The following is a 23,049-nucleotide window of genomic DNA, read 5'->3' as shown; positions in this document are numbered from 1 at the left end:
CACCTTGCTATAACGGTATCAGCAGTGGAATAATGCAGTTACTTTCCGCGTTGATTCTCGTTAAACAGGGAAAACGGTGGAATTATAAAATTTGTCTGATCGCGCAAAAACGCAGCAATGGCGTAAGACGTAATGCGAAATCAAACAATTAGCGGGCTGCGGGTTGCAGCTTGGCCGGCAAATGGAATCAGATCTGTCGACGTAAATCAGAGGCTATTCCCCTAGTAAAAGTGCTGTCTTTCACAAAGAAATACAGGCTTACCGAGATAATGCGCCCCTATGCAGGCGACAACCGTGAGGTTGACGGCTTTGCGAGAAGACACGGGGTTTTCGGTTTTAATCCGGCCATGAGGTTATTTTGCCCGCAGCTTTGTCGATAATGTAAAAATAACGAGTAAGTTAAGATGAAAAGAATGTTGATTAACGCAACTCAGCAGGAAGAGTTGCGTGTTGCCCTCGTAGATGGACAGCGGCTGTATGATTTGGATATTGAAAGTCCGGGTCATGAACAGAAAAAAGCGAATATTTACAAAGGCAAAATCACCCGCATTGAACCAAGTCTTGAAGCAGCGTTCGTGGACTACGGCGCAGAACGACATGGTTTCCTCCCTCTTAAAGAAATCGCCCGCGAATACTTCCCAAGTAACTATTCTTCCCATGGCCGCCCGAACATCAAAGATGTGCTGCGCGAAGGCCAGGAAGTCATCGTTCAGGTAGACAAAGAAGAACGTGGCAACAAAGGCGCCGCCTTGACCACCTTCATCAGCCTGGCCGGCAGTTACCTGGTGCTGATGCCGAACAACCCGCGCGCCGGCGGCATTTCCCGCCGCATCGAGGGTGACGACCGCACCGAACTGAAAGAGGCGCTTTCCTCTCTGCAACTGCCGGACGGCATGGGCCTGATCGTTCGCACCGCGGGCGTCGGTAAATCCGCCGATGCGCTGCAGTGGGATCTGTCCTTCCGCCTGAAGCACTGGGAAGCGATCAAGAAGGCCGCCGAAGGCCGCCCTGCTCCGTTCCTGATCCACCAGGAAAGCAACGTCATCGTGCGCGCATTCCGCGATTACCTGCGCCCGGACATCGGCGAAATCCTGATCGACAACCCGAAGGTTCTCGATCTGGCCAAAGAGCACATCGCTGCGCTGGGCCGCCCGGATTTCAGCAGCAAAATCAAATTGTACAGCGGTGAAATCCCGTTGTTCAGCCATTACCAGATCGAATCGCAAATCGAATCCGCCTTCCAGCGTGAAGTGCGTCTGCCTTCCGGCGGTTCGATTGTCATCGACAGCACCGAAGCGCTGACCGCCATCGACATCAACTCCGCCCGCGCGACTCGCGGCGGCGATATCGAAGAAACGGCGTTCAACACCAACCTGGAAGCGGCGGACGAGATCGCCCGCCAGCTGCGCCTGCGCGACCTCGGCGGCCTGATCGTTATCGACTTTATCGACATGACCCCGGTGCGCCACCAGCGTGAAGTTGAAAACCGCCTGCGCGACGCCGTGCGTCAGGACCGCGCGCGCATCCAGATCGGCCGCATTTCCCGCTTCGGCCTGCTCGAGATGTCGCGTCAGCGCCTCAGCCCGTCGCTCGGCGAATCCAGCCATCACGTCTGCCCGCGCTGTAACGGCACCGGCACCATTCGTGATAACGAATCGCTGGCGTTGTCCATTCTGCGTCTGATTGAAGAAGAAGCGCTGAAGGAAAACACCAAAGAAGTTCACGCCATCGTGCCGGTTCAGGTTGCTTCTTACCTGCTGAACGAAAAGCGCGAATCGGTTAGCGCGATCGAAAAACGCCAGGGTGGCGTGAAAGCGGTCATCGTGCCGAACGATCAAATGCAAACCCCGCACTACTCGGTGCTGCGCGTGCGCAAGGGCGAAGAAACCCCAACGCTCAGCTACCTGCTGCCGAAGCTGCATGAAGAAGAGATGGCTCAGCCGCTGGAAGATGCGCCGATGGAGCGCAAGCGCCCGGAACAGCCAGCCTTGGCGTCCTTCTCTCTGGCCGCTGACGCACCGCCGCCGTCCGAAGAGCCGGCCGTTGCCCAACCCGCCGCCGCCGCCAAACCTGCAGCCGTGGTCGCCGCCAAGCCGGGCCTGTTCGGCCGTCTGTTCGGCGGTCTGAAAGCGCTGTTTGCCGCCGAAGAACAACCTGCCGTCGTCGAAGCCAAACCGGTTGAAGCGCCGAAGGCGGAAAGCACCGGCGAAAACCGTCGCCAGGATCGTCGCGGCCAGCGCCGTCAGGGTACCGGCCGTAAAGAACGCGGCGAGCGCGGTGAGCGTAGCGAACGCAACGATCGTCCGGAACGCGGCGAGCGCAAAGAGCGCGGTGAAGGCCGCGGCGAACGCGACAACCGTGAAAATCGCGAGCCGCGCGACAACCGCGAAGGCCGCGAAAACCGCGAGTCTCGCGAAGAGCAGCGCCGCAACCGCCGCAACCAGCAACAAAATGCGCCGGTTGTCGAAGAGGCCGTGTCGGAAGAAGCCGCTAAAGCGCAGCGTGAAGAACAGCAGCAGCGCCGTGAGCAACGCGCGGAACGTCAGCGCCGCCGCCAGGAAGAGAAGCGTCAGGCTCAGCAGGAAGTGAAAGCGCTGGAAAGCGTTGAGGCTGTAGTTGAAAGCGATGAGGAGCAGGAAGAGCGTCAGCAGAACATGCAGCGTCGCCAGCGCCGCCCTCTGACGCAGAAAGTCCGCGTGCTGTCCGCCGAAGCCGAAGAAGAACTGCATCGCGCAGCGGAAGAACTGCTGGCGCCAAAAGCGCCGATCGCCAAAATCGAAGACGTTCAGCCGGCAAGCGCCGAAGACGGCGTGAAACTGCTGCCGGAAACCGTAGCCGCTCCGTCCGAAGACGATGCGCAGGGCGAACGCGCTAATGGCGAAAACGGCATGCCGCGCCGCTCACGGCGCTCACCGCGCCACCTGCGCGTCAGCGGTCAGCGCCGTCGCCGCTATCGTGATGAGCGTTATCCGCTGCAGTCGCCAATGCCGCTGGCCGGGGCTTTCGCCTCGCCGGAAATGGCATCGGGCAAAGTGTGGGTAAGCTACCCGGTCACGCAAACTGCACAGGCCGAAGAAGTTGAAGTTCAGGCCGCAGCCAGCGAAATCGCCGCCGACAACGTGATGGCGCCGGAAGCCGCCGCCGTTGCCGTTGCCGCGCCGGTTATCGCTGCCGTAGCCGAGCCAGCGAAGGTCGAAGCGGAAGAAACCCAGGCTGCGGCGGAAGCCGTCGAGCCGGCGGTCGACAGCCAGCCGGTTGCAGCCGCTGCAGAAACCGCCGTCGAAGCTGAAACCGTATCCGTAGTGGAAGAAACAGAAGAAACTGCGGTAGACCCTGAAGCGGAAGCCGTTGAGCCGGCGGTTGCAGAAGAAACGCCGGTCGCCGTCGCGGCGGAAGAACCGGCCGTAGAGCCTGCGCCGGCGGTTGTCGAAGCCGAGCCGGCGGTTGAAGCGGCACCTGCCGCCGCTGCTGAAGCTGAAACCGTTGCTGAAGAAACTGCGGAAGTGGTTGCAACGGTGGCGGAAGAAGCGCCACAGCAGGAAGTGGCGGCCCCGGAGGTTGTCGAAACTGCGCCGGTCATTCAGCAGCCAACGCCGGTGAAAACCGTGCAGAACGCGCTGTATAAGCATATCGCCACGGCGCCGATGACCAAGGCCCCGGCGCCAGCCTATGTGCCCGAAGAACGCAAGCACAGCGACTGGCAGCGCCCTTCCTTCAACTTCGAAGGTAAAGGTTCCGCCGGCGGTCACGCCGCGGTGAACCAGGCGACGGCGCCGGCCACCAAACCGCAGCCGGTTAACGAATAAGTTAGCCCATGCGATAAAAAAACCCGCCATTCGGCGGGTTTTTTCTTACCTGCGGTCAGGCAATTTTCTTCAGCTGCTTGATATCCAGCAGGTCCAGCTTGCCGTCTACCTGGCTGACAAACCGCTGAAAATGCGCCGTGGCGTTGTGTTTATTCAGCGCTTCGCTGCTGGCCCAGCGTTCGAAAAACACGAAGGTGCCCGGCTGTTCCAGATCGCGATGCAGATCGTACTGCAGATTGCCCAGCTCCTGGCGGCTTGGTTCGATAATTTCATGCACCGCCTCGCTGACGGCGGATGCAAACTCGGGTTTCGCCTGCAGGGTGGCAATAACGCGTACTTCCATTTCTCTCTCCCTTTCCAGATGATAAAGGTCGACCGCCGGGCGGGTGCCGGGATCGTTAAAATCCTTGCCACTATGCGCCCGACAGCCTACTGATTTCAACTTGCCTGCAACAAACAGATGCATCGCGGGCGCTTTCCGCTTATCCTTACACCCCGGCGTGAATAACCCCCATTATTCGCTTTTACTTAGACGTTTTCTGACCGCCGGAGCCCTGCAACATGACCGCACAACCTCAAGCCCTGAAAATCCGCCGCCCTGACGACTGGCATATCCATCTGCGTGACGACGAGATGCTGAAAACGGTAGTGCCCTATACCAGTCAGGTGTTTGGCCGGGCGATTGTGATGCCGAATCTGGCTCCGCCAGTCACCACCGTGGAGGCTGCGCGCGCTTACCGCGATCGCATTCTGGCCGCGGTGCCGCAGGGCCATAACTTTACCCCGCTGATGACCTGCTACCTGACCAACTCGCTGTCCGCCGCCGAGCTGGTGAACGGCTTCGAGCAGGGCGTGTTTACCGCCGCCAAGCTGTACCCGGCCAATGCCACCACCAACTCCAGTCATGGCGTGAGCGATGTGAAAGGCATTTATCCGCTGTTCGAACAGATGCAGAAAATCGGCATGCCGCTGCTGATCCACGGCGAAGTGACCGACGCTCACGTCGATATCTTCGACCGCGAAGCGCGCTTTATCGACCAGGTGATGGAGCCTATCCGCCAGCAGTTCCCCGAGCTGAAGATCGTCTTCGAGCACATCACCACCCAGGAAGCTGCTCAATACGTGCAGGAAGGCAATCGTTTCCTCGGCGCCACCATCACGCCGCAACACCTGATGTTCAACCGCAACCACATGCTGGTTGGCGGCATCCGCCCGCACCTGTTCTGCCTGCCGATCCTGAAACGCAATATCCATCAGGAAGCGCTGCGCAAAGCGGTCGCCAGCGGCTCCGACCGCTTCTTCCTCGGCACCGACTCGGCGCCGCACGCCAAGCACCGCAAAGAGTCCAGCTGCGGCTGCGCCGGCGTCTTCAACGCGCCGAATGCCATACCGGCCTACGCCACCGTCTTTGACCAACTGGGCGCGCTGGAACATCTGGAAGCCTTCTGTTCGCTGAACGGGCCGCGCTTCTATGGCCTGCCGGTCAACGAAGACTTCATCGAGCTGCAGCGGGCGCCGACCACCCAGCCGCAAGAGATCGCGCTGGGCGACGAATCGGTCATTCCGTTCCTGGCCGGCGAAACCCTGAGCTGGTCGCTGAAGGACTGACAATCTTTTTTTAACGCTGCCTATTGCTCCCGCCAAGGGTTGACTGTATAAATACACAGTAAATCGCTTCGGGGGCAATTATGCGTGTTGAAGTCACTGTAGATAAAACCAAACCCTTGCCGTCGGGGGCCATCGAGGCGCTGACCGGCGAACTGAGCAAACGAGTGAACCGCCAGTTTCCCGGCGCCGTGGTTCAGGTGCGTTATGCCGGCGCCAACGGGCTTTCCGTTCTGGGCGGCGCCAAAACCGACCGGGATCTGATAGAAGAAATACTCCAGGAAACCTGGGAAAGCGCTGACGAATGGTTCAGCGCAGAATAACACTGCAATGCTGTTTTTGCCGGGGGTCGCTCTCCGGCTTTTTTGTTTCTGGCGCCCGGTCCGTTCATCGCTTAACCTTAGTCTGAAATAAAGCCCGCATCTGGTTTGTACTGAATGTTTTAACAGGAGGTATTTAGCATGGCCCCGGACAAGGTGAAAACCGAAGAAGCAATGACCTTTGGCGAGTTGCTGGCGCTGATTGCCGATCAAAAAAGGCGCTTGAGCGTGCTGGAGGTCGCATTCTCTTATCTGGCGTTTGGTCTGGATGACAAAGCCAACCAGTTATTGATTCATAGCCTGAAGCTGGAATCGCAAAACCAGAATCGCGACGCCGAGACGCAAAAGCATTTCGCCCACCTGGCGGAAGAGTTGGAAAAACGCCTGCACAGCGCCCCGCCGTCGCCGGATACCCAATAGCCCGCCCGTTTTTAATCGCTCAACCATTCGCAGACGAAATTGTAGAATAATTGTTCAAATAAATATTTATTTTGCAAAAGAAGCAGGGAAATGCTCCAACGATGAAAGCAGATGCGTATACTGTAATTGCTCTCATGATGATGAGCCGCATTGATCCTCGTTAGTCACTCACGGTAGTTACTACTCAATAAGGGGTCTTTATGGACAGAAATGATGAAGTAATTCAGACACACCCGCTTGTTGGTTGGGATATCAGTACTGTCGACGTTTATGACGCCATGATGATACGCCTTCATTACCTGTCTTCACTAGACCAAACGCCCGAAGAAGCCCAAGTAGACAGAACGCTTTGGCTAACTACAGATGTCGCCCGTCAATTAATCAATATTTTAGAGGCCGGCATCGCCAAGATCGAAGCTACGGATTACCAGGACCTTGACAGAAGAAAGCACTAATTCACCAAACTCAACCCCCTGAGGCGCCGCGATTATTTCCGGCGCCTTTTTCTTTGCCTGCATGGCGCACAACGGATGCATTGCGGCGCTCAACCTTTTATCATAATGCGAAAAGCGACATCAGACAGAGAGGGTATGGCACGTGGAATATGACTTGATTGTGGTGGGCAGCGGTTCAGTAGGCGCAGCCGCGGGCTATTATGCCGCACAGGCCGGCTTGAAAGTGCTGATGATCGACAGCGCCATGCCCCCGCACCGTAACGGCAGTCATCACGGCGACACCCGCATTATCCGGCACGCCTACGGTGAGGGTGAAAAATACGTGCCGCTGGTGTTGCGCGCCCAGGCCTTGTGGAACGCCCTGATCCAAAAAACCGGTGAGGAGCTGTTCCAGTCCTGCGGCGTACTGAACCTGGGGCCGCAGCAGTCCGAATTCATCAGCAATGCCCAGCAGAGCGCGCAAAAATTTCGCCTGAATACCGAAACCCTCAGCGCCGAACAGATTATCCAGCGCTGGCCCGAATTCAAGGTGCCGGCAGGCTATGTCGGCGTCTTTGAGCCGGATGCCGGCTTCCTGCGTTCGGATCAGGCGGTGGCCAGCCTGATCAGGCTGACCAATGAGGCCGGCTGCGGCCAGCTGTTCAATTGCCCGGTCAGCGCGGTAGAGCCGATTGACGGCGGCGTCGAGGTAGTGACCCCCGAAGGGCGTTTCCGCGGCCGCAAAGCGGTGGTAACCGCCGGAACCTGGGTGAAAGCCCTGCTGCCGCAGCTGCCTGTAGCACCGCTGCGCAAGGTGTTTTCCTGGCATCAGGCGGATGGGCGCTACAGCACCAATAATCGCTTTCCGGCCTTCACCGTTGAAGCGCAGGACGGCAACCACTATTACGGCTTCCCGGCGGATAACGACGGGCTCAAGCTGGGCAAACACGACGGCGGGCAGCCGATGGACGCGCCGGAACAGAGGAAACCTTTCGGCAGCTATGCCAGCGACGGCACCGAAGTGTTCGATTTCCTGCGGCAGTTCCTGCCGGGTGTAGGCGTATGTTTACACGGTGAAGCATGCAGTTATGATATGAGCCCGGACGAAGACTTTATTATCGACACCCTGCCGGAGTGCGATAATCTGATGGTCATTACCGGCCTCAGCGGCCACGGCTTCAAATTCGCCAGCGTGTTGGGTGAAGTGGCCGCGTTGTTCGCCCAGGGTAAAGCCCCACCGGTGGACGTCTCGCCGTTCGCACTGAAGCGCTTTGACTGAGTCTTTCCAGCGCGTCCCGCCCCGGCCCTTGGTCCCGGCGGGCAGTCGGCGCCCTGAGTTACAATTCATTAATCTGCTAACTCTTTTAAATATCAAGTAAAAAAGCAGATGACGGAAATTTCTTATATTTGCCCGTCGAATTTCCGAATTGATCCCCCAGGGTGTAAGCCCTATTTTACAGTGGATATACCCCTATCGGTTTTAGCACCATCAACAAGGACGTCACCATGAAACTGCTAGTCGTGGACGAATGCTGCTTCACCCGGGTCGGTATCGCCAGCTATTTTGCTGACAACGGTTTCGCGGCGGTCAAATGCTGCCGCAGCATAGGGTCCGCCATACCGCTGCTGGCCAGCTTTCAGCCAAGCCATATCCTGGTGAACCTCACCAATCACTGCCGTTATGGCGAAGATGACCAACAGCTGCAGGCATTTATGGCGGCCAGTCGGTCGGCGTTGGCCTTCATCTATCTGGATACGCCCTACCCTTACAGCGAAACGCCAATGCGCATCGCCGATAACGCATTCCTGTTCAACAAAAGCGTTCTCCCCTTCGCCCTGCGCAGCCTGCGGGAAAATCCGTTCCCGTTGCTGGACGACAGCGTCGAACACTCGCTGTTCAGCCCGCAGGAGCTGACGGTGATGAAATATTGGATGGCGGAAATGCCCAACTACCGCATTGCGAAAAAGCTGCAAATCAGCTCGCATACGGTTTACGTGCATAAACGGCATATCACGGAAAAGATTAACGCCCGCAACCGCCTGGAGTTTTACTCGCTGTATAACGTACTGCGCTATTTCTACCCGCCCGCCACGCCGGCCAACTCGACGCCGCTGAGCCTGCTGGCGGTATAATATCGGGCCTGCCGCAGAGCAGGCTTTTTTCTGCCCGCTAGCCAGCCCCACGGCCTGCCAAGGTATTAAAGCCGGCGGCAAAAGGACTATAATCTGGGGACTTTATCCTCAGGCGGTTGGAAATGTTAAACAGAATACTGGCGGCTGTCGTCAACAACGTGCGCGAACATCTGGTGCTGTACCTTTGCCTGTGGCTGGTGCTGCTGGCGCTGGACCTCTATTTCTTCCTTATGCTGTAACCATGCCACCGCCCTATCCCCGCCTGAGCTTTCACCGCTTCGGTGAACCGGCGCAGGTGCTGGAACTTGAACATCGGGCCCTGCCCGGGCCGCGGCCCGATCGCGCCTTGCTGCAGATGCGCTATGCGCCGATCAACCCCTCCGATCTGATCCCGATCCACGGCCAATATGCGCATCGGATCGCCCTGCCGCAGGTGCCGGGTTACGAGGGCGTGGGCGAAACGCTCGACCCGTTGACCGGCCGGCCAAGCGGCAGACGCGCGCTGGCGATCATGGGCGATGGCAGTTGGCAAACCTTCGTTAGTCTGGATCGCCACAGAATAGTCTGGGTGCCGGACGATATCGACGACGCCAGCGCGGCGCAGATCTACATCAACCCGCTGACCTGCTGGGTGTTGTTGACCCAGTGGCTGCCGCTAAGCCCCGGCGAAGTGCTGCTGGTCAACGGCGGCGGCTCGGCCGTCAGCCTGCTGCTGGCGCAGCTGGCCGCACAGCGCGGCGTTCGGCTGGCGGTGGTGGCGCGTAATCCCGCTCACCGGCGAACGCTGCTGAATGCCGGCGCCTGGCGGGTGATAGAGGCTCCGCAGCTGCGCGGTATGGCCGGTTTTGGCGCCCGGGCCGCCATTGACTGCGTAGGTGGAGAGCAAGGCCTGCAGCTGGCGCGGGCGGTTCGCACCGGCGGCGACTTTGTCGCTCTCGGCCTGCTCGGCGGTAACCAGTTGGAGTGGCGGCGCATCGTGGATGAGCTGAAGCTGCGCGCCTCGCTGTTTCATCTGCGCAAATGGAATGCGCAAGCCGACGCCGTACAATGGCAAACGGCGTTTCATCAATTGTTCCAGCTATTGCGCCACGGCAGGCTGAGGCTGCGCCCGCCGGCCGCGATTTACCCGCTGCATCAATATGCCTCGGCGCTGCAACACGCCGCGCAGCCCGGCGTAAACGGCAAGATCTTTTTCACTCCGGCGGCAGCGCCGCCTTGTCCGGGCGGCCGTCACCCAGAATAACCGCCAGCCGGTGCCCGCTCTCGGCGGTCTCCAGCGCGATGCGGGCGATAATCGTCAGCGGCATGCCGACCGGTCACTTGCGTTTTGCCCATGACTTTTCCTTGGCATTCCATGGAGATATCCGCTCCGATGGCGCCGCAAGATACAGCCATGTTAGCAAACTCCCGCCAGGGTCCACTGGCAAATTAGCGTCGCTGGTCGGATAAACGTCGATTTTATTCTTCCGCCGCTGGAAATAATCGGCAAGCTTTGCTAGCGGCTTATCGCCGCTGCCGCCGCGACTATTTACGTAACATGACAAAAGCTGACAGTAATAAATAATAAGCCGATATTTCAACAACTAATGAAAATAGCTTTTTAGAAAAATAATATGCACTCCAACGATTTAATTGATTAACTCTTACCTTCTTCAGCAAAACCATTGATTAATATTTCAAAGTAGTAACATAGTTAAATTTATTATTGATTTTATGTTTCCTAAAGTTTAATCATTGCACTCGGAAATTGAGGAAAGTAAGGAAACGGCATGCTCTGGAAAAATACCCCCGACCGCTTCGGTCACATTTCCGTGTTGATCCACTGGCTGGTGGCGCTGACGGTGTACGGCATGTTCGCCCTCGGCCTGTGGATGGTGACGCTGGGTTATTACGACGTCTGGTATCACCAGGCGCCCGAGATCCATAAAAGCATCGGCGTCCTGCTGTTTATCGTCATGGTGGTGCGGGTGATTTGGCGCTTCGTGTCGCCGCCGCCCAAGCCGCTGGCGAGCTATGGCCGTTTTACCCGCGTCAGCGCTATTCTGGCCCATCTGGCGCTGTACGTAGTGCTGTTCAGCATTCTGATCAGCGGCTATCTGATTTCCACCGCCGACGGCCAGCCGATCGGCGTGTTCGGCTGGTTCGACATCCCCGCCACCGTCACCGGCATGGCGGAGCAGGCCGATACCGCCGGCGCCATTCACCTTTATCTGGCCTGGGCCGTGGTAGTGCTCTCGGTACTGCACGGGCTGGCCGCGCTTAAGCATCACTTCGTTGATCGTGATGTCACTTTGAAACGGATGCTGGGTAGCAGCGCCGATTAACCTTTGGATTTATGGAGATTGCTATGTTGAAAAAGACCGTACTGGGCCTGACCGCAGGCGCCCTGCTGCTGAGCGCCGGTTCCGCATTGGCCGCGAACTACAAAATCGACAAACAGGGGCAACACGCCTTTATCGAATTCCGCATCCAGCACCTGGGTTACAGCTGGCTGTACGGCAGCTTCAAAGATTTTGACGGCGGCTTCACCTTCGACGAAAAAGATCCGTCCAAGGACAAGGTCAACGTCACCATCAACACCGCCAGCGTCGACACCAACCACGCCGAGCGCGACAAGCACCTGCGCAGCGCGGAATTCCTCAACGTCGAGAAAAACAAGCAGGCCAAGTTTGAATCTACCGAAGTGAAGAAGAGCGGCGACGGCTATGCGGTGGTCGGCAACCTGACGCTGAACGGCGTTACCAAGCCGGTCACGCTCGACGCCAAGCTGATTGGCCAGGGCAATGACCCTTGGGGCGGCTACCGCGCCGGCTTTGAAGCCAACGGTAAAATCAAGCTGAAAGACTTCGGCATCACCACCGATCTGGGCCCGGCGTCGCAGGACGTGGAACTGATTATTTCCGTGGAAGGCGTGCGCGAGAAGTAATAAAAAAAGCGCGGCGATCGCCGCGCTTTTCATCAGGCTCAGCGAGCTGGGCCGTCTTCTTCCGGTGCCGGAATGTGCATCGTGGTCTGCAGCAGCCCTTTCGACTTATTGAAGATTTTAATGCCGTTTTCGCGGCCGGCGCGGCGGGCGCGCTGCTCTTCGCGCGGCAGCTTCAGCTCCTCGCGGCAGATCTCGCTGCAGCAGCCTTCAAACCTGGCGGCGCAGCTCGGGCACTGAATAAACAACAGGTGGCAACCGTCGTTCTTGCAGTTGGTGTGGGTATCGCAAGGCGCGCCGCACTGATGGCAATTGGCGATCACGTCCTCGGAGATCCGCTCGCCCATGCGCTCGTCGAACACAAAGTTTTTGCCGACGAACTTCAACGGCAGCCCCTGCTCTTTCGCCTTGCGCGCGTACTCGATAATCCCGCCTTCTACGTGATACACGTTTTTGAAGCCGTTATGCAGCATATAGGCGCTGGCTTTTTCACAACGAATGCCGCCGGTGCAGTACATGACGATATTCTTGTCTTTATTGTCCTGCAGCATTTCCACCGCCATCGGCAGCTGATCGCGGAAGGTGTCTGAAGGCACCTCAATGGCGTTCTCGAAATGGCCGACTTCATATTCGTAGTGGTTGCGCATATCGACAAACAGCGTGTTCGGATCGTCAATCATCTGATTGACGCGATCGGCCTGCAGATACTCGCCCACGTTCGCCGGGTTGAAGCTTTCATCATCGATGCCGTCGGCCACGATGCGGTCGCGCACTTTCAGACGCAGCACCCAGAAGGATTTGCCGTCGTCTTCCAGCGCGATATTCAGGCGCACCTGATCCAATGCCGGATGCGAAGCGAACAGCGCAGCCTTGAAGGCGTCGAAATTGTTTTGCGGCACGCTGATCTGCGCGTTGATGCCTTCTTTCGCCACGTAAATGCGGCCGAATACCTTCAGCTGGTCGAACTGAATATAGAGGCTGTCGCGAAACGCTTTCGGGTCGTCGATGGTGAAGTATTTATAAAAAGAAACTGTGGTGCGCGGCTCGGTTTCGGCCAGCATGCGCGCCTTCAGTTCCTCATTAGAAATTCGGTTATGTAACACTGGCATGGTGTACTTTCCTGTCTCTCGGGAGGTGACTGAGTTACCGCGCGCAGGCGCTTGGCCCGCGCGCGGCGCACATGATACCCGAAAATCCGACGCCGCGCAGCATTAGCCAGGCGTGCCCCCGCGTCGGCTGAAACTTGACGACGCTCACAAATCCCGATAAGCCTAATGATAGCTCGCTATCGATTTATTTATCACGGATCAGGAGAATGTCATGAGTCAGCTGTTTAGCCCGATCGCCCTGGGGCCGCTCACCTTGCCCAATCGCATCGCCATCGCGCCAATGTGCCAATATTCCGCCGATAACGGCCGGGCCACCGAGTGGCATACCATCCACCTCGGCCATCTGGCGCTGTCCGGCGCCGGCCTGCTGATTGTCGAGGCCAGCGCCGTTTCGCCTGAAGGGCGCATCACCCCCCAGGATCTCGGCCTGTGGGATGACGCGACCGAACAGGCGCTGGGCAAGGTGGTGCAGGCGGTGAAAAAGCACGCCACCCTGCCGCTGGGCATTCAGCTGGCCCACGCCGGGCGCAAAGCGTCCTGCGCCGTGCCCTGGGAAGGCGGCGCGCAAATTGGCGCGGCCAGCGGCGGCTGGCAAACGCTGTCCGCCTCTGCGCTGCCGTTCGCCGCGCATGACGAAACCCCGCAGGCGATGAGCCTGGAGCAAATCGCCGGGCTGAAGGCACAGTTTGTCGCGGCGGCCAGGCGCGCCGACCGTTTGGGGTTTGAGCTGATCGAACTGCACGGCGCGCACGGCTACCTGTTGCACCAATTCCTGTCGCCGCTGGCCAACCAGCGCAGCGACCAGTACGGCGGTTCCTTGCAGAACCGCATGCGTTTGCCGTTGGAGATTTTCAGCGAGGTGCGGGCGGCATTTTCACCCGGCAAGGCGGTTGGCGTGCGCATTTCCGCCAGCGATTGGGTCGAGGGCGGCTGGGATCTGGCGCAGTCTGTCGCGTTGAGCAAAGCGCTGAAAGAACTGGGCTGCGACTATATCCACGTCTCCAGCGGCGGGCTGTCGCCCCGGCAAAAAATTCCGGTCGGCCCCAATTACCAGGTGCCGTTCGCCGAAGCGATCAAACGGGAAACCGGCCTGCCGACCATCGCCGTCGGTTTGATTACCGAAGCGGAACAGGCGGAGGCGATAGTCGCCACCGGCCAGGCCGACATGGTGGCATTGGCGCGCGGTATTCTCTACGACCCGCGCTGGCCATGGCATGCCGCGGCCAAGTTAGGCGACAAGGTCAATGCCCCGCCGCAGTACTGGCGTTCCGAGCCCCACGTGCTGAAAGGGTTGTTCAACAACGTCTGAATCGGGTAACGGTGGGCGTTCAGCGCCCACTCTCGCACTCGGTAAAACCGGATGTCACCATCCCCGCCAGCAACATTACGCCGGCCACCGCCAGCAGCGGGTTGCATTGCAGATGCGCGCCAAGGCTGCCCAGCAATGCTCCCAGGACCAACAGGCCCGCACTTAACCATGACGCCGACATGACTCTCTCCAAAATAATTACTCTGCTATCATATTGATGTCGCAGAGTTCTGTCTTATTCTTTTTGTGGATTTACGCAACGGCGGCAATACCCAGGTGCAAAACCATCACTAAAAATTATGTTTTAATGCGCTGAATTTTCCCGTTGCGCGAGAAAAATGCCACAATAGCGGACAATAAACGGCAGAAAAAGACCTGCGCGGCTGGGCTCCTCCGATTTCCAGGCCGGGGTATGTCTCTGTTATTATCGTAAAATGACTGCTTTCAAGCTGAGAACACATGACTCAAGTTCCCTCTTTCAATCGCTCTTTGCTGCATCCGCGTTACTGGCTTACCTGGTTCGGTATCGGTTTTCTTTACCTGTTGGTGTTGCTGCCTTATCCGGTGATCTATCGGCTCGGCACCTCGCTCGGACGATTTTCGATGCGCTTTCTCAAGCGCCGGGTCGCCATCGCCCAACGTAACCTGGCGTTGTGTTTCCCGGAAATGCCGCAGGCCGAACGCGATGCGCTGGTGGTGAAAAACTTTGAGTCGGTCGGCATGGGGCTGTTCGAAACCGGCATGGCCTGGTTCTGGCCAAACTGGCGTATCGAGCGCTGGTTCCAGGTCAGCGGGCTGGAGCATATTCAAAAAGCGCGGGACAACCGCCAGGGCGTGCTGCTGATTGGCCTGCACTTTCTGACGCTGGAACTGGGCGCGCGCATCTTCGGCATCCATAACCCGGGCATCGGCGTTTACCGGCCGCACGACAACAAACTGATGGACTGGCTGCAAACCTGGGGCCGCATGCGCTCCAATAAATCGATGCTGGACCGCAAGGACGTGAAAGGCATGATCCGCGCCCTGAAACAGGGCGACATTATCTGGTATGCGCCTGACCATGATTACGGTCCGCGCAGCAGCGTGTTCGCCCCGCTGTTCGCGGTAGAAAAGGCGGCCACCACCACCGGCAGCTACGTGCTGGTGCGGATGGGCAAGCCGGCGATCATTCCTTTCACCCCGCGCCGCCTGCCGGAAGGCAAGGGTTATGAGCTGATTATGCAGCCGGCGGTAGAAAACTTCCCGTTGGATAATGAACTCGAGGCCGCCGCCTTTATGAACAAGGTGGTGGAGAAAGAGATCCTGATGGCGCCGGATCAGTACATGTGGCTGCACCGCCGCTTCAAGACCCGCCCGGAAGGCGAACCTTCGCTCTACTGACCCCAAACCCGCCGACCGGCGGGTTTTTTTGATCGGCGGGGCTTGAGAATCGGCGACAAGGGTGGGATGTTAAAACCCTCAGCGCTAACCCGGGAGCCGTTATGTACATTGTAAACCTGACCTATCACCGCCCTATCGGCGAAGTCGACAGCCATCTCGACGGGCACATCGCCTGGCTGAAGAAATACTTCCAGGACGGCACCTTCGTCGCCTCCGGCCGCAAGAACCCGCGCACCGGCGGCGTGATCCTGGCCAAAGGCATTGAGCGTGCGCGGCTGGACGCCATTCTGGCCGAGGATCCGTTTAACGCCGTCGCGCATTACGACGTGACGGACTTCAGCGCCACCACCACCGCCGCCGGGTTCGAAGCCCTGGCCGGATTATAAAAACCCATAAATTCCGCGCGTTAAGCGCGGAATACCGCTAATAACTTATTATTAAAACTTTATTTCATTTTCCTGCGAAATGCCGCCCTGCAATTGCCGTCCCCGCCGTTAAGGCGCATACTTATCAGGCTAACTTTCACGCTTTGCCCTCCTCTTCGCCCGCGAGCAAAGCGCGCCACCTTCTCAGCAGCGGTAATTTATGGCTCCGGCGTCAGAACCTGTTAACTGGAAACGTAACCTTTTCGTCACCTGGCTGGGGTGTTTCCTCACCGGTGCGGCCTTCAGCCTGATCATGCCGTTCCTGCCGCTGTACGTAGAGGCGCTGGGCGTTACCGGCCATCAGGCGCTGAACATGTGGTCCGGGCTGGTATTCAGCATCACCTTCCTGTTCTCGGCGATCGCCTCGCCCTTCTGGGGCGGCCTGGCGGATCGGCGCGGGCGCAAACTGATGCTGCTGCGTTCGGCGCTGGGCATGGCCATCGTGATGGCGCTGATGGGCATGGCGCAGAATATCTGGCAGTTTCTCGCCCTGCGCGCCGTATTGGGGCTGCTCGGCGGTTTTATCCCCAACGCCAACGCGCTGATCGCCACCCAGGTGCCGCGCAATCGCAGCGGTTGGGCGCTGGGTACCCTGTCCACCGGCGGCGTCAGCGGCGCGCTGATTGGCCCGCTGATCGGCGGGCTGTTGGCCGACCAGTACGGCCTGCGGCCGGTGTTCTATATCACCGCCGCCGTGTTGTTCGCCTGCTTTGTGCTGACGCTGCTGTGCGTTAAAGAGCAATTCACCCCGGTACAGAAAAAAGACATGCTGCACGCGCGGCAGGTCTTCGCGTCGCTGAAAAGCCCAAAGCTGATCCTCAGCCTGTTCGTCACCACCATGATTATCCAGGTCGCCACCGGTTCGATCGCGCCAATCCTGACGCTGTATGTGCGTGACCTGGCCGGCGACACCCACAATCTGGCGTTTATCAGCGGCCTGATCGCGTCGGTGCCCGGCGTCGCGGCGCTGATGAGCGCCCCCCGGTTGGGCAAATTGGGCGACCGCATCGGGCCCGAGCGGATCCTGGTGTTCATGCTGATCGTATCGGTGCTGCTGCTGATCCCGATGGCCTTTGTCCAGACCCCATGGCAGCTGGGCGTGCTGCGTTTCCTGCTGGGCGCCGCCGATGGCGCGTTGCTGCCGGCGGTGCAGACGCTGCTGATTTACAACTGCACCAATCAGGTGGCCGGGCGCATCTTCAGCTATAACCAGTCGTTCCGCGACGTGGGCAACGTCAGCGGCCCGTTGCTCGGCGCGGCGGTCTCCGCCAGCTACGGCTTCCGTGCGGTATTTTGCGTCACCGCGCTGGTGGTGTTGTTCAACGCCGTTTATTCGTGGTGGTGCCTGCAGCGCCGGCCGGCGCGGATGCGTGAAGACACCCTGCAGGAAGAGCGATAGGCCAATTTATCACCAGCTTCTTGCCTTGAACGGGCCAATGGCCCGTTTACCCTACTTTTAACAATGCCTCCCTCCGGACGGCGACTTTTCCTTCCATTAAGAAAAATCCCATCCCAACGTTTTGTTTATAAAAGGTTAATTGTCTTTCTGCGCATAAAACCCGCTGTCAATCATATTCCTGTCGCAACCAACGTAAAAACCAAGAAAGTAGATGTTTGTCGACTTTTCATCTAAAAAATGGGATACAGGGACTAGACAAAACCATCATCCAGTTATCAAATGGTTAAATAATATCACGCCAGATGTAAAACATCGGCTAAGTGAAAAAATGGCCGGCGCGCTTTCCACGGTTTACAGGCGCTGCGGCTGAGGTTTTGTCGGGTAATCCGCATTGGGCGGATCGCCTTGCTTAAATACACATACATACCACAGTATCCGCTGCCGCAATGCGGCGCACTTTATTGGGAAGACGTTATGCAATCCTCTGTTAACAAACAAGAAAGCCGGACCTTCTTCGGCCACCCCTATCCGCTTGGCTCGCTGTTTTTCACCGAAATGTGGGAGCGATTCTCGTTTTACGGCATTCGGCCGTTACTGATCCTGTTTATGGCGGCCACCGTCTATGACGGCGGCATGGGGCTGGCGCGCGAAAACGCCTCGGCGATCGTCGGCATCTTCGCCGGCAGCATGTACCTGGCCGCGCTGCCGGGCGGCTGGCTGGCGGATAACTGGCTCGGCCAGCGCAAGGCGGTGTGGTACGGTTCGATTCTGATCGCCCTCGGCCACCTGTCCATCGCCCTCTCCGCCGTGATGGGCAACAACCTGTTCTTTATCGGCCTGATGTTCATCGTGCTCGGCTCCGGCCTGTTCAAGACCTGCATCTCGGTGATGGTCGGCACCCTGTACAAAAAAGGCGATGCGCGCCGTGACGGCGGCTTCTCGCTGTTCTACATGGGCATCAACATGGGCTCGTTCATTGCGCCGTTGATTTCCGGCTGGCTGATTAAATCGCACGGCTGGCACTGGGGCTTCGGCATCGGCGGCATCGGAATGCTGGTGGCGCTGGTGATCTTCCGCGTATTCGCGGTGCCGGCGATGAAACGCTACGATCGCGAAGTGGGCCTGGACTCCACCTGGAACAGCCCGGTCGCCAAGAAAAACGGCGTTGGCGCCTGGCTGCTGGCGCTGGCGCTGGGCGTGGCGGTGATAATCACCCTGATCGCACAGGGCGTGATCGTCATCAACCCGGTCGAGGTCGCCAGCGCGCTGGTGTACGTGATCGCGGCGTCGGTCACCCTGTACTTCATCTACCTGTTCGTGTTCGCCGGCCTGAGCCGCAAGGAGCGCGCGCGTTTGCTGGTGTGCTTCATCCTGCTGGTTTCCGCCGCCTTCTTCTGGTCGGCGTTTGAGCAGAAACCGACCTCGTTCAACCTGTTTGCCAACGACTATACCAACCGCATGATCGGTGGCTTCGAGATCCCGGCGGTCTGGTTCCAGTCGATCAACGCCCTGTTCATCATCCTGCTGGCGCCGGTATTCAGCTGGGCATGGCCGGCGCTGGCGCGCAACAAGGTGCGCCTGAGTAGCATCACCAAATTCGTGATCGGCATTCTGTTCGCCGCCGCCGGCTTCGGCCTGATGATGCTGGCCGCGCAGAACGTGCTGAGCAACGGCGGCGCCGGCGTATCGCCGCTGTGGCTGGTCGGCAGCATTCTGATGCTGACGCTGGGTGAGCTCTGCCTGAGCCCGATAGGCCTGGCCACCATGACCCTGCTGGCGCCGGAAAGAATGCGCGGCCAGATGATGGGCCTGTGGTTCTGCGCCAGCGCGCTGGGCAACCTGGCGGCCGGCCTGATCGGCGGGCACGTCAAGGCCGACCAGTTGGACATGCTGCCGGACCTGTTCGCCCGCTGCTCAATTGCGCTGTTAATCTGCGCCGCCGTGCTGATCGTCCTGATCGTGCCGGTGCGCCGCATGCTGGCCAATACCCAGACCAAGAGCGAGCAGAAACCGCTCACCAGCGCCTGACGGAAGCCAGGCTGGTCCCCTGCAGCCGGCGCTTGATGCGCCGGCTTTTTTACTGCGGCCAGTCCTGGCGCTGCAACACCACGCGATAGCCGTCGACATCTTCGAAAGTGCGCCAACATATACCCTGTCCCCCTGCGGAAGCTGACTACCTGACAAGAAATGCGGCGCGCCTGCGCCACAGGCTGGTGCGGGGGCATGGCGCATGGCATGCTGTCGTTATTACCCCAGCCTGCGGAGGCCGCCCGACGATGTTGCTGTTTCACGATTTCCTGCCGGCCGACGAAACGATCAGGCCGCTGGCCAAGGACTACCTGCACGGTGATTTCGAACCCGACCACTATCACAACTGCGCGCAGCTGATCCACAGCCTCAGCGGCGTGGTGCAGGTCGATACCCGGCTGGGCAGCTGGGTGGTCCCGCCCGGGCGCGGCGTCTGGCTGCCGGCCCAAATGGTGCACAGCCTGCGCATCACCGGCAAGGTGGCGGCCAGAACGCTGTTTATCGATCCGCTGGCGCGCGCCGATCTGCCCGCGCAGTGTCAGGTGGTGCAAATCTCACCGCTGCTGCGCGAGCTGATTATCAGTGCGATGGACATTGCGCCGGGCTATCCGCCGGGCGGCCGCGATGAGCGGGTGATGGAACTGATCCTGGATGAGCTGCGGGTGTTGCCCATTCTGCCGCTGCATTTGCCGGAGCCGCGCGATGCGCCCCTGCTGGCGCTGTGCCGCCATATGCAGCAAACGCTGGCGCAGCCCTGGGAGCTGGAACAGGCGGCCGCTCATCTCAACGTTAGCGGTCGCACCCTGTCGCGCCGCTTTCAGCGCGAAACCGGCCTGCGTTTTGGCGACTGGGTGCGCCGCGCCCGCCTGCTGGCGGCGCTGAACGCGCTGGCGGCCGGGCATTCGGTGCTGGAAGTGGCGCTGGATCTCGGCTACGACAGCCCCAGCGCTTTCAGCGCCATGTTTCGCCGCATGCTGGGCGTAGCGCCCAGCGAATATTTCAGCAAGATGCCCCAAGATAGCGACCGGCGACGTTGAACAGCGCCTGCAGCGAGGCGCTGGCGGAGTCGACGTCGATGCCGACGCCATAGGCCGCCTCGCCGTGCGCCAGGGTGCAGCGAATATAGGCCACCGCACGGCTGCTGCTCTGATGCCCCAGCGTATGTTCATGATAGTCTTCTATCGCCAGGCTCAGGCCAAACCGCTGGCGCAGCGCATCCACCGCGCTGGAAAGCAGCCCGTTGCCGGCGCCCAACAGCCGCAATTGTTCCCCCTGCCACAACACCCGGGCGCTGAAGCTGTAAGCCTCGACGCCGTGGCTTTCCGTTTGATAGCTCAGCAGCTGCAGCCGCGGCAGGTCCACCAGGCCATAGCTGTCGCGAAACAGTCGCCATGCTTGCGCGGAGGTCATCTCTTTGCCGCTGCCGTCGGTGGCCTGTTGCACCCGCTTGCTGAAATCGATTTGCAGCCCGCGCGGCAACGACAACCCATGATTCTGCTCCAGCAACCAGGCGGCGCCGCTTTTGCCGGACTGGCTGTTGACCCGGATCACCGCCTCATAGCTGCAGCCGACGTCGGCGGGATCGAGCGGCAGATAAGGCACCTGCCACAGCCCGTCCTGCCGCTGTTGCTGCGCGATGAAGCCTTTCTTGATCGCATCCTGGTGAGAACCGGAGAACGCGGTGAATACCAGCTCACCGGCATAGGGATGCCGTGGATGCACCGGCAGCTGATTGCATTGCTCCACCACCTCCACCACCTGTTTTAAGCGGCTGAAATCCAGCCCCGGCGCCACGCCCTGGGTATACAGATTGAGCGCCAAGGTCACCAAATCGACGTTGCCGGTGCGCTCGCCGTTGCCGAACAGACAGCCTTCCACCCGGTCGGCGCCCGCCAGCAGCGCCAGCTCGGCGCAGGCCACCCCGGTGCCGCGGTCGTTATGCGGATGCACACTGATTGTCACCTGCGCGCGCTGGCTGAAATGACGGCAAAACCATTCAATCTGATCGGCGTAAACGTTGGGCGTGCTGACCTCCACCGTCGCCGGCAGGTTGATGATCATCGGCCGCTGCGGGCCGGGCTGCCAGACGTCGGCCACCGCTTCGCAAATTTCCAGCGCGAACTCCAGTTCGGTAAAACAGAAGGTTTCCGGCGAATATTCAAAGGTCCAGGCCGTTTCCGGCTGCTGTTCGCACAGGCGGCGAATGCGCCGCGCGCCGTTTACCGCCAGCGCCACGGTGGCGGCCTTGTCCTGGCGAAACACGATGTCGCGAAACATCGGGGCGGTGGCGTTATACAAATGCACGATGGCGCGCGGAACGCCCTGCAGCGCCTCAAAGGTGCGGTCGATCAGATCGTCCCGCGACTGGGTCAGCACCTGAATGCTGACGTCGTGCGGGATCAGCTGTTCGTCGATCAGCCCGCGCACAAAATCGAAATCCGTCTGCGACGCCGAGGGAAAAGCCACTTCAATCTCTTTAAAACCGCACTGCAGCAGCAGCCGATAAAACTGGCGTTTGCGGGCGTTATCCATCGGCTCCGCCAGCGCCTGATTGCCGTCGCGCAGATCGCTGGAACACCAGCGCGGCGCCTGCTGCAGGGTGCGCCCCGGCCATTGCCGATCGGCCAACGCCACCGGCGGGAAGGGACGATATTTGCCTGAAGGGTCGATTAACATAAAATTCTCCTGGGACTGGGCTGAACGTTAGGGCCATTATTTCCCGCCGCGCCTTTCCCTGCGCCCGCCTAACGGACAACCGTCGTCGCAAAACGGACAACAAAAAAATTTGCATCCTGCGCCAGTGAAGCAACAATTAATTCTGACGTTTGTCATGACGCTGGCCCCTACCCCCTCATCGTCAACGGAGGCGAACATGAGCCTGTATGCAACCCTGGAAGAAGCCATCGAAGCAGCGCGCGAAGACTTTATCGATACCGCCGAAGGCGGCAATGGCGACGAGCCGCCGGTGCCGCAACAGTTCAACCTGCAGAAATACGTGATGCTGGATGGCGACATCATGTGGCAGGCGGAATTCTTCGAAGAGGAAGGCGAGGCGGTCGAGTGCCTGACGCTGCGCAGCGGCGCGGCCGCTCAGGCGATTTTTGACGGCGATTACGACGAGGTGGAAATCACCGCCGAATGGATCGATGAAAACACCCTGTACGAATGGGAAGAAGGCGATTTCCTGCTCGAACCGCCGCCGGACACCGAAGAGGGTCAGGCGGCCGCCGACGAGTGGGATGAGCGCTGAGCGCCCGCTTGCCGCCGTCCTGGCGCGAACCCGCGCCGATTTTGACGTCGGGCGCTGTTTATCGACGACGATAACCCGCATTCGCCGGCGGCTCAGGTGCAGGGGCTGGGCATGACGGCGCTGGCGCCCTTCCGTTGCGGCCAGAAAGGCTATCGGCCGGCGGTATTCGCCACCCGCTGATGCGGATTATTCATACGGGCCATGCTGCGCGTCGAACGGCAGCATAAAGGTATCCACCACCATCGACAGCGGCACGTCTATCACCGTGATATAACGCCACGGCGTATCGCGCAGATCCCACTGTACGCCGGGATAATATTGATGGCCGTGCCCGGCGCCGGGCACGGTACGGCTGATGATGCTGCCGCAGCCGGACAAGGTCATCAGGCTGGCCGCCAACAGGGCCAGACGGAATAAAAAGGAGAGCTTCACCACATTGACTCTTCGCCATGGTTGTTCAGGAAGTAAACAACGCGTCGCGCAAATTCTACCATAGATTGACGCCGGC

The 23,049-nt window shown here is 59.4% G+C and carries 23 protein-coding genes and 1 pseudogene; 18 read left to right on the top strand and 6 right to left on the bottom strand.

All coding sequences use genetic code 11. The features are described 5' to 3' along the window. Nucleotides 1–404: 404 nt before the first annotated feature. Entirely contained in the window at nt 405–3,806 is a 3,402-nt protein-coding gene (gene rne, locus CKW09_RS09670) for a ribonuclease E (protein ID WP_095096969.1), read from the top strand. 55 nt (nt 3,807–3,861) lie between these two features. On the opposite strand, the gene CKW09_RS09665 is transcribed toward rne, so the two are convergent. After that, complete coding sequence (locus CKW09_RS09665) at nt 3,862–4,149, bottom strand: putative quinol monooxygenase (RefSeq protein ID WP_061798328.1); 288 nt, start codon at nt 4,147–4,149, stop codon at nt 3,862–3,864. 218 nt (nt 4,150–4,367) lie between these two features. Here CKW09_RS09665 and pyrC point away from each other — a divergent pair, with 218 nt between their 5' ends. From pyrC to CKW09_RS09625, 8 genes are all read left to right on the top strand, one after another. Continuing rightward, nucleotides 4,368–5,414 carry a dihydroorotase gene (pyrC, locus tag CKW09_RS09660; RefSeq protein ID WP_061798327.1) on the top strand — a complete coding sequence of 349 codons (1,047 nt, stop codon included), beginning with the start codon at nt 4,368–4,370 and terminating at the stop codon, nt 5,412–5,414. Nucleotides 5,415–5,494: 80 nt separating this feature from the next. Continuing rightward, the gene (gene dinI, locus CKW09_RS09655; RefSeq protein WP_061798326.1) at nt 5,495–5,734 is read left to right on the top strand and encodes a DNA damage-inducible protein I; all 240 of its coding nucleotides are present in this window, start codon (nt 5,495–5,497) and stop codon (nt 5,732–5,734) included. Nucleotides 5,735–5,872: 138 nt separating this feature from the next. Continuing rightward, complete coding sequence (locus tag CKW09_RS09650) at nt 5,873–6,151, top strand: hypothetical protein (RefSeq protein ID WP_061798324.1); 279 nt, start codon at nt 5,873–5,875, stop codon at nt 6,149–6,151. Between the two features lie 200 nt (nt 6,152–6,351). Next, nucleotides 6,352–6,606, top strand: coding sequence for a biofilm formation regulator BssS (bssS, locus tag CKW09_RS09645; RefSeq protein WP_004927812.1), 255 nt, complete (start codon nt 6,352–6,354; stop codon nt 6,604–6,606). Between the two features lie 142 nt (nt 6,607–6,748). Then, a complete protein-coding gene (solA, locus tag CKW09_RS09640; RefSeq protein ID WP_095096966.1) occupies nt 6,749–7,864 on the top strand; it encodes an N-methyl-L-tryptophan oxidase in 1,116 nt (371 codons plus the stop codon). A gap of 227 nt (nt 7,865–8,091) precedes the next feature. Further along, a complete protein-coding gene (locus tag CKW09_RS09635) occupies nt 8,092–8,718 on the top strand; it encodes a response regulator transcription factor (RefSeq protein WP_095096963.1) in 627 nt (208 codons plus the stop codon). Between the two features lie 122 nt (nt 8,719–8,840). Beyond that, nucleotides 8,841–8,957: a DUF2770 family protein gene (locus CKW09_RS09630; protein WP_073970319.1), complete on the top strand. Its 117-nt coding sequence runs from the start codon at nt 8,841–8,843 to the stop codon at nt 8,955–8,957. Between the two features lie 2 nt (nt 8,958–8,959). Then, nucleotides 8,960–9,961, top strand: coding sequence for a zinc-dependent alcohol dehydrogenase family protein (locus tag CKW09_RS09625; protein ID WP_095096961.1), 1,002 nt, complete (start codon nt 8,960–8,962; stop codon nt 9,959–9,961). On the opposite strand, the pseudogene CKW09_RS09620 reads toward CKW09_RS09625, so the two are convergent. After that, nucleotides 9,912–10,034: pseudogene (locus CKW09_RS09620) on the bottom strand (pheromone autoinducer 2 transporter); the annotation flags it as partial. The gene CKW09_RS09625 and the pseudogene CKW09_RS09620 sit on opposite strands and share 50 nt — an antisense overlap. 453 nt (nt 10,035–10,487) lie before the next feature. Between CKW09_RS09620 and CKW09_RS09615 the strand changes: the two are divergent. Both CKW09_RS09615 and CKW09_RS09610 read left to right on the top strand, forming a co-directional pair. Further along, entirely contained in the window at nt 10,488–11,042 is a 555-nt protein-coding gene (locus CKW09_RS09615; RefSeq protein WP_061798319.1) for a cytochrome b, read from the top strand. A 23-nt stretch (nt 11,043–11,065) separates the two neighbouring features. After that, nucleotides 11,066–11,644, top strand: coding sequence for a YceI family protein (locus CKW09_RS09610; RefSeq protein WP_060426369.1), 579 nt, complete (start codon nt 11,066–11,068; stop codon nt 11,642–11,644). A gap of 38 nt (nt 11,645–11,682) precedes the next feature. Here CKW09_RS09610 and trhO read toward each other — a convergent pair whose 3' ends face one another. Continuing rightward, the gene (trhO, locus tag CKW09_RS09605) at nt 11,683–12,750 is read right to left on the bottom strand and encodes an oxygen-dependent tRNA uridine(34) hydroxylase TrhO (RefSeq protein ID WP_061798317.1); all 1,068 of its coding nucleotides are present in this window, start codon (nt 12,748–12,750) and stop codon (nt 11,683–11,685) included. A gap of 211 nt (nt 12,751–12,961) precedes the next feature. Between trhO and CKW09_RS09600 the strand changes: the two genes are divergently transcribed. Then, nucleotides 12,962–14,059 carry an NADH:flavin oxidoreductase/NADH oxidase gene (locus CKW09_RS09600; protein ID WP_061798316.1) on the top strand — a complete coding sequence of 366 codons (1,098 nt, stop codon included), beginning with the start codon at nt 12,962–12,964 and terminating at the stop codon, nt 14,057–14,059. Between the two features lie 19 nt (nt 14,060–14,078). Here CKW09_RS09600 and CKW09_RS09595 read toward each other — a convergent pair whose 3' ends face one another. After that, on the bottom strand, nt 14,079–14,240 hold the full coding sequence (locus CKW09_RS09595; RefSeq protein ID WP_061798314.1) for a hypothetical protein: 162 nt from the start codon (nt 14,238–14,240) through the stop codon (nt 14,079–14,081). Between the two features lie 278 nt (nt 14,241–14,518). Between CKW09_RS09595 and CKW09_RS09590 the strand changes: the two genes are divergently transcribed. The 5 genes from CKW09_RS09590 (at nt 14,519) to CKW09_RS09570 (ending at nt 20,328) form a co-directional block, all read left to right on the top strand. Then, entirely contained in the window at nt 14,519–15,439 is a 921-nt protein-coding gene (locus CKW09_RS09590) for a Kdo(2)-lipid IV(A) acyltransferase (protein WP_061798313.1), read from the top strand. Between the two features lie 101 nt (nt 15,440–15,540). Next, nucleotides 15,541–15,825, top strand: coding sequence for a YciI family protein (locus CKW09_RS09585; protein ID WP_095096958.1), 285 nt, complete (start codon nt 15,541–15,543; stop codon nt 15,823–15,825). Nucleotides 15,826–16,024: 199 nt separating this feature from the next. After that, entirely contained in the window at nt 16,025–17,263 is a 1,239-nt protein-coding gene (mdtG, locus tag CKW09_RS09580) for a multidrug efflux MFS transporter MdtG (RefSeq protein ID WP_061798311.1), read from the top strand. Nucleotides 17,264–17,737: 474 nt separating this feature from the next. Further along, nucleotides 17,738–19,291: a peptide MFS transporter gene (locus tag CKW09_RS09575; RefSeq protein WP_095096956.1), complete on the top strand. Its 1,554-nt coding sequence runs from the start codon at nt 17,738–17,740 to the stop codon at nt 19,289–19,291. A gap of 248 nt (nt 19,292–19,539) precedes the next feature. Then, on the top strand, nt 19,540–20,328 hold the full coding sequence (locus tag CKW09_RS09570) for an AraC family transcriptional regulator (RefSeq protein WP_061798309.1): 789 nt from the start codon (nt 19,540–19,542) through the stop codon (nt 20,326–20,328). On the opposite strand, the gene leuA is transcribed toward CKW09_RS09570, so the two are convergent. Next, nucleotides 20,291–21,967, bottom strand: coding sequence for a 2-isopropylmalate synthase (leuA, locus tag CKW09_RS09565; protein WP_095096953.1), 1,677 nt, complete (start codon nt 21,965–21,967; stop codon nt 20,291–20,293). The two genes, CKW09_RS09570 and leuA, sit on opposite strands and share 38 nt — an antisense overlap. A 196-nt stretch (nt 21,968–22,163) precedes the next feature. On the opposite strand from leuA, the gene CKW09_RS09560 reads away from it, so the two are divergent. After that, a complete protein-coding gene (locus CKW09_RS09560; protein ID WP_061798306.1) occupies nt 22,164–22,541 on the top strand; it encodes a MysB family protein in 378 nt (125 codons plus the stop codon). Between the two features lie 186 nt (nt 22,542–22,727). On the opposite strand, the gene CKW09_RS09550 is transcribed toward CKW09_RS09560, so the two are convergent. Beyond that, complete coding sequence (locus CKW09_RS09550; protein WP_061798381.1) at nt 22,728–22,925, bottom strand: YceK/YidQ family lipoprotein; 198 nt, start codon at nt 22,923–22,925, stop codon at nt 22,728–22,730. Between the last annotated feature and the right edge of the window lie 124 nt (nt 22,926–23,049).

Source organism: Serratia ficaria (assembly GCF_900187015.1).
Taxonomy (GTDB): Bacteria; Pseudomonadota; Gammaproteobacteria; order Enterobacterales; family Enterobacteriaceae; genus Serratia; species Serratia ficaria.
The sequence above is the reverse complement of the archived record's forward strand: the minus strand, read 5'-3'. Positions and strand labels throughout refer to the sequence as shown.